Raw genomic sequence first — 6639 nt, forward strand, 5'->3', positions numbered from 1 at the left:
GGCCTTAATGTTCGTCTTCGCATTCTTTATCTCGTGACGAATCGCCTCCCATCAGGGGAAGGTAAAAAAGAATGCGAAGAAGAACAGGCTATTTTTCATATGAGTTCCTTGACGTAGTGCAGTTAAAGTAACCGTACTGTTTTCGCGCTGTCAACTGTAAATAACAGCTACAATAAAAAACGCGCCCTGAGGCGCGTTAGATAAACACAGTTGTGAAGGATTACTCTTGTTCAACGATGTCAGCGTCTTCGACGTTATTAAGGTCTTTGACCGATGTACTGGCGCGACGCGCTTCACCTTTATGCTGCACTTTGTTGAGCTGCCTTTCCAGCTTGTTAATCAATTCGTTGATAGCAGTATACATATCGTCGTGGCGCGCGCTGGCAACCAGATGCCCGTTTGGCGTGTTGATTGTGGCGTCAGCAACAAAACCCTGCGGCTCTTTGGACAGAACGATATGGGGATTAATCAGGTGGGTTTGCCATTTATCGAGTTTGGCGAGACGGTCTGCGACATGCTGGCGAATGGCCGGGGTAATTTCCATTTGTTTGCTGGTAATGTTCATTGTCATAAATTTTACCTCTTGTCTTTCCGTCTTGGTGATCCCAGCATACCGTTCCTGATGTCAAGTTGTGTGATGTAGATCACGTTATTTTGTCACTTTTTGTCAACGGCGCTTTTTTGTGAGTGAGGGCAGGAACAGGTCAATTAGTGCTTGAGGAAGTCCGAAAAGCGGGCCATAGTTGAATGGATTTATTGGTGCGCAATTGCTCCAGAAAGAATCCCGATCACAAATAAAAACGGCAGCCCGCAGGCTGCCGTTTTTGTGTGACAGGTGAGTGCTTAGCTGCTTGTCTTGCTGCTGTTGGCGGCAATGATTTTGGCAACTTTATCTGCCTGCGCATTCATCTGCATTTTGCGGTAAGCATTTTCCATTTTCGGCAGCGCATCGCGGGTGGCCTGGGTATCCGGGTAGTTGCGCAGCATGCCGTCAACGCGGTTTACCACGGCAACCCACGCGCCGCGCGCGGTATAGTAGTCCACTACCGACAGCTCATATTTCGCCAGACGATCCTTGAGGAACACCATGCGCTTGTAGCCGTCTGTCGCATACTGGCTCTGAGGATAGCCGCGCAGCAGTTTGGAGAAATCGTTAAACGCGTCGCGGGCGTGCTGCGGATCGCGGTCGGAGCGATCGACGCCAAAGAAGCCCTGCAGCGCGCTGTCGTCCAGCGCCATGTCGGTCAGACCGCGCATATAAAGGACGTAATCAATATTCGGATGCGTTGGGTTAAGGCGCATGAAGCGATCGATAGACGCCTGAGCCAGCGGCAGATCGGCGTTCTTGTAATACGCATAAATCAGATCCAGCTGTACCTGCTGAGAGTACGGACCAAACGGGTAGCGATTATCCAGCGCTTCCAGTTGCGTTATTGCCTGTTTCCAGTTACCGTCCTGCAACTTTTGTTGAGCGGTCGCGTAAATTTCGTTCGGCGGGTTGTCAGGTACCGTTTCCTTTGAACCAGAGCAACCCGCCAAAGCCAGGCTCAGTGTGGCAAGGGCCACCAGGTATTTCATGCGCGTCATGACGTTTTGACTTTCCTCAGAATGTTTATGCGGGAGATTATCATTCCTGCTCCCGATCAAGACCAGCTACAATAGCACACTATATTAAACGGCAAAGCCGTAAAACCCAACGTTAAACGAAGAAGCTTCCTATGGTACAACGAGTACAACTCACCGCAACAGTGTCCGAAAAACAACTGGGTCAACGCTTAGATCAGGCTTTGGCCGAAATGTTCCCGGATTATTCACGTTCGCGTATAAAAGAGTGGATTCTTGACCAGCGCGTGCTGGTAAACGGGGTCATGATTGACAAGCCGAAAGAGAAAGTCCTCGGCGGTGAAAGCGTCGCCATCAACGCAGAAATTGAAGAAGAAGCGCGTTTTGAGCCGCAGGATATCCCGTTAAATATTGTCTATGAAGATGACGATATTATTGTGATTAACAAGCCCCGCGATTTTGTGGTGCACCCCGGCGCCGGCAATCCTGACGGCACGATCCTTAACGCGCTGCTGCACTACTATCCGCCGATTGCCGATGTGCCGCGCGCCGGTATCGTCCATCGTCTGGATAAAGACACAACCGGCCTGATGGTGGTGGCGAAGACCGTTCCTGCTCAGACGCGGCTGGTTGAATCCCTGCAGCTGCGTGAAATTACTCGCGAATATGAAGCTGTTGCTATCGGTCACATGACGGCGGGCGGCACCGTGGAAGAACCTATCAGCCGCCATCCGACCAAGCGCACGCACATGTCCGTGCATCCGATGGGCAAACCGGCAGTAACGCACTACCGCATTATGGAGCACTTCCGCATCCATACACGCCTGCGCCTGCGGCTTGAAACCGGACGCACTCACCAAATTCGCGTACATATGGCGCACATCACGCATCCGCTGGTGGGCGATCAGCTGTACGGCGGCCGTCCGCGCCCGCCGAAGGGCGCCTCTGACGAATTCATCGATGCACTGCGCAAGTTCGATCGCCAGGCGCTGCATGCGACAATGCTCCGCCTGTACCATCCGGTCAGCGGCGTTCTGATGGAGTGGAACGCGCCAATCCCGCAGGATATGGTCGATTTGATCGACGCGATGCGCGCCGATTTTGAAGAGCATAAAGATGATGTGACCTGGCTATGACCCGCGTTCTCATTCCAGACTGGCCGCTGCCTGCAGGCGTCGGTGCCTGCAGCTCTACCCGTACGGGCGGCGTAAGCCTTCCTCCCTACGATTCGCTAAATCTGGGCGCGCACTGCGGCGACAATCCTGAAGATGTTGAGGAGAATCGCCGCCGGTTTTACGAGGCGGCGGCGCTGCCGTCTCGCCCCGTGTGGCTGGAGCAGGTTCACGGCACCCGCGTGCTTACGCTTACCGGCGAGGCGTATCCTTCTAAGCGAGCCGATGCTGCTTACAGTAATATCCCGGGGCAGGTGTGTGCAGTCATGACGGCGGACTGCCTGCCGGTGCTTTTCTGCAATCGGTCGGGAACCGAGGTTGCGGCAGCGCACGCGGGCTGGCGCGGATTGTGCGAAGGCGTGCTGGAAGAGACCATTGCCTGTTTTCACGATAAGCCTGAAAACATTCTCGCCTGGCTTGGGCCGGCGATTGGTCCTGAGGCATTTGAAGTTGGACCGGAAGTGCGGGACGCGTTTATGCAAAAAGATAGCGCAGCCAGCAGCGCATTCCGTCCGCAGGGCGATAAGTACTATGCGGATATTTATCAGCTCGCTCGCCAGCGCCTGGCCCGGATCGGCGTGACTCAGGTCTACGGCGGTGAACGCTGTACTCTAAGCGAAAAGGAGGATTTTTTCTCTTATCGCCGGGATCGTACTACGGGTCGTATGGCAAGTTTTATTTGGCTGAGATAACCTACAGAATCAAGACGATCCAGATGGCAGAATTATTTTTCGCATAGTTCAGGTCTTTAACCTTGAATAATTGAGGGATGACCTCATTTAATCTCCAGTAGCAAATTTGACCTGTTATGGGGGAAGTTATGCGTCTGGATCGTCTTACCAACAAATTCCAGCTTGCTTTAGCTGATGCCCAGTCGCTCGCACTGGGGCACGACAATCAATTCATCGAACCACTTCATTTAATGAGCGCGCTTCTGAACCAGGAAGGCGGCTCGGTGCGTCCTTTACTTACCTCTGCCGGTGTTAACGCCGGGCAGCTACGTACCGCTATTGAGCAGGCGCTCAGCCGTTTACCGCAGGTTGAAGGTACCGGCGGCGATGTTCAGCCTTCTCAGGATCTTGTGCGGGTGCTGAACCTTTGCGACAAACTGGCGCAAAAGAGGGGCGATAACTTTATTTCGTCAGAACTGTTCGTTCTGGCGGTGCTTGAATCACGCGGTACGCTGACCGATCTTTTGAAATCTGCCGGCGCCTCAGCAGCCAGCGTGACCCAGGCCATCGAACAGATGCGCGGAGGTGAAAGCGTGAACGACCAGAGTGCTGAAGATCAGCGCCAGGCATTGAAAAAATACACTGTGGATCTTACCGAGCGTGCCGAGCAGGGCAAGCTCGATCCGGTGATTGGCCGCGATGAAGAGATCCGTCGAACTATTCAGGTTCTGCAGCGCCGTACCAAAAATAACCCGGTGCTGATTGGCGAACCAGGTGTAGGTAAAACCGCCATTGTCGAAGGGCTTGCCCAGCGTATTGTTAACGGCGAAGTCCCTGAAGGACTTAAAGGCCGTCGAGTGCTGGCTCTGGATATGGGTGCACTGGTGGCGGGCGCAAAATACCGCGGCGAATTCGAAGAGCGCCTGAAAGGTGTGCTGAACGATCTGTCGAAGCAGGAAGGCAACGTCATCCTGTTTATTGACGAGCTGCATACGATGGTTGGTGCGGGCAAAGCCGACGGTGCGATGGACGCCGGCAACATGCTTAAGCCTGCGCTGGCGCGCGGCGAGCTGCACTGCGTCGGTGCGACCACGCTCGACGAGTACCGCCAGTATATAGAGAAAGATGCGGCTCTCGAACGGCGCTTTCAGAAAGTGTTTGTGGCTGAACCGTCAGTTGAAGACACCATTGCTATTTTACGCGGCCTGAAAGAGCGCTATGAGCTGCATCATCACGTGCAGATTACGGATCCGGCGATTGTGGCGGCGGCGACATTGTCCCATCGCTATATTGCCGACCGGCAGCTGCCGGATAAAGCTATCGACCTGATCGATGAAGCCGCATCCAGCATTCGTATGCAGATTGACTCCAAGCCGGAAGAGCTCGACCGACTCGATCGCCGCATAATCCAGCTTAAGCTGGAGCAGCAGGCTCTTCTGAAAGAGTCGGATGAAGCAAGTGTTAAGCGTCTGGATATGCTCAATGAAGAACTTGAGGATAAAGAGCGCCAGTATTCCGAATTAGAAGAGGAGTGGAAAGCAGAGAAAGCATCGCTCTCCGGAACACAAACGATCAAAGCCGAACTTGAGCAGGCGAAAATCGCTATCGAGCAGGCGCGGCGCGTTGGCGATTTGGCGAGAATGTCCGAGCTGCAGTACGGTAAAATTCCGGATCTGGAAAAACAGCTTGAGGCTGCGACTCAGTCGGAAGGCAAAACAATGCGCCTGCTGCGCAACCGCGTAACAGATGTCGAAATTGCCGAAGTGCTGGCCCGCTGGACCGGTATTCCGGTGGCGCGGATGATGGAAGGTGAGCGCGATAAACTGCTGCGGATGGAGCAGGAGCTGCATCAGCGAGTTATTGGTCAGGATGAAGCTGTTGAGGCCGTCTCGAACGCGATTCGCCGCAGCCGCGCCGGGCTTGCCGATCCTAACCGTCCAATCGGTTCATTCCTGTTCCTCGGCCCAACAGGGGTAGGTAAAACCGAGCTGTGCAAAGCGCTGGCCGACTTTATGTTCGACAGCGATGATGCAATGGTGCGAATCGACATGTCTGAATTTATGGAAAAACATTCGGTATCGCGCCTGGTTGGTGCTCCTCCGGGATATGTGGGTTACGAAGAGGGCGGTTATCTGACCGAGGCCGTACGTCGTCGTCCGTATTCAGTGATTCTGCTGGACGAAGTTGAAAAAGCGCATCCGGATGTTTTCAATATCCTTCTGCAGGTACTTGACGACGGACGTCTGACTGACGGGCAGGGGAGGACGGTCGATTTCCGTAATACGGTCGTTATCATGACGTCTAACCTTGGTTCCGATCTGATTCAGGAGCGTTTCGGCGATCTGGACTACGGTCATATGAAAGAGCTGGTGCTCGGTGTGGTAAGCCAGAGCTTCCGTCCGGAATTCATTAACCGTATTGATGAGGTGGTGGTATTCCATCCGCTGGGTGAACAGCACATTGCTTCAATTGCCAATATCCAGCTTCAGCGGCTGTACAAACGCCTGGAAGAGCGCGGATATGCAGTGCAGATTGACGATGACGCGCTCAAGCTGCTCAGCGAAAACGGATACGACCCGGTCTACGGGGCGCGACCACTGAAACGCGCTATCCAGCAGCAGATTGAGAACCCGCTGGCACAGCAGATTCTCTCTGGTGAGTTAATACCCGGTAAGCTTGTTCACCTTACGGTGAAAGACAATCGGATTGTTGCAACGCAATAACGCGTGTATTGAAACGTAAAAACGGGCCGAAAGGCCCGTTTTTGTTTAAAAACCAGGCTACTATTGAGGTTTGTTGGGTGTTTTGCTGCAAAAGTGAACGGTTGAAATCTTTTTTGAGATTTATACTTGCCAGTTCAGAATTACTCCCTATAATGCGCCACCACTGACACGGAACAACGGCTTACAGGCCGCCGGGTTAGCGGGGTTTCTCCAGAAACGCCGACAGAGAAAAGCGAAATTAAATGCTTGACTCTGAATGAGGAAAGCGTAATATACGCCACCTCGCGACAGAGCGCTAAAGCGCGTCGCACTGCTCTTTAACAATTTATCAGACAATCTGTGTGGGCACTCAAAGTGACATGGATTCTTAATGTCTTCGGACAATAAATGAATACCAAGTCTCTGAGTGAACACGTAATTCATTACGAAGTTTAATTCACGAGCATCAAACTTAAATTGAAGAGTTTGATCATGGCTCAGATTGAACGCTGGCGGCAGGCCTAACACATG

The 6639-nt window shown here is 53.0% G+C and carries 7 protein-coding genes and 1 other annotated feature (1 of these 8 cut by a window edge); of the genes, 3 read left to right on the plus strand and 4 right to left on the minus strand.

From position 1 onward, the window contains the following. Nucleotides 1-100, minus strand: a sequence feature (Phe leader region); it reaches 25 nt to the left of the window's first position. From pheL to bamD, 3 genes are all read right to left on the minus strand, one after another. Then, nucleotides 52-99: a pheA operon leader peptide PheL gene (pheL, locus tag QZ766_RS08585; RefSeq protein WP_297200245.1), complete on the minus strand. Its 48-nt coding sequence runs from the start codon at nt 97-99 to the stop codon at nt 52-54. Its footprint overlaps the feature before it by 48 nt. Before the next feature lie 120 nt (nt 101-220). Beyond that, entirely contained in the window at nt 221-571 is a 351-nt protein-coding gene (raiA, locus tag QZ766_RS08590; RefSeq protein WP_297200220.1) for a ribosome-associated translation inhibitor RaiA, read from the minus strand. Between the two features lie 272 nt (nt 572-843). Further along, nucleotides 844-1587: an outer membrane protein assembly factor BamD gene (gene bamD / locus QZ766_RS08595; RefSeq protein ID WP_297200222.1), complete on the minus strand. Its 744-nt coding sequence runs from the start codon at nt 1585-1587 to the stop codon at nt 844-846. 131 nt (nt 1588-1718) lie between these two features. Between bamD and rluD the strand changes: the two genes are divergently transcribed. From rluD to clpB, 3 genes are all read left to right on the plus strand, one after another. Then, entirely contained in the window at nt 1719-2699 is a 981-nt protein-coding gene (gene rluD, locus QZ766_RS08600; protein WP_297200225.1) for a 23S rRNA pseudouridine(1911/1915/1917) synthase RluD, read from the plus strand. Then, nucleotides 2696-3427 (plus strand): purine nucleoside phosphorylase YfiH, encoded by a 732-nt coding sequence (gene yfiH, locus QZ766_RS08605; RefSeq protein WP_297200229.1) that lies wholly within the window; start codon nt 2696-2698, stop codon nt 3425-3427. Before rluD ends, yfiH begins: the two co-directional genes overlap by 4 nt. 128 nt (nt 3428-3555) lie before the next feature. Next, nucleotides 3556-6129 carry an ATP-dependent chaperone ClpB gene (gene clpB / locus QZ766_RS08610; protein ID WP_297200232.1) on the plus strand — a complete coding sequence of 858 codons (2574 nt, stop codon included), beginning with the start codon at nt 3556-3558 and terminating at the stop codon, nt 6127-6129. A gap of 147 nt (nt 6130-6276) precedes the next feature. On the opposite strand, the gene QZ766_RS08615 is transcribed toward clpB, so the two are convergent. Beyond that, nucleotides 6277-6639: hypothetical protein (locus QZ766_RS08615; protein WP_297200235.1), on the minus strand; the 363-nt coding region annotated here is incomplete at its 5' end.

This window comes from uncultured Pluralibacter sp., from assembly GCF_913775985.1.
Taxonomy (GTDB): Bacteria; Pseudomonadota; Gammaproteobacteria; order Enterobacterales; family Enterobacteriaceae; genus Pluralibacter.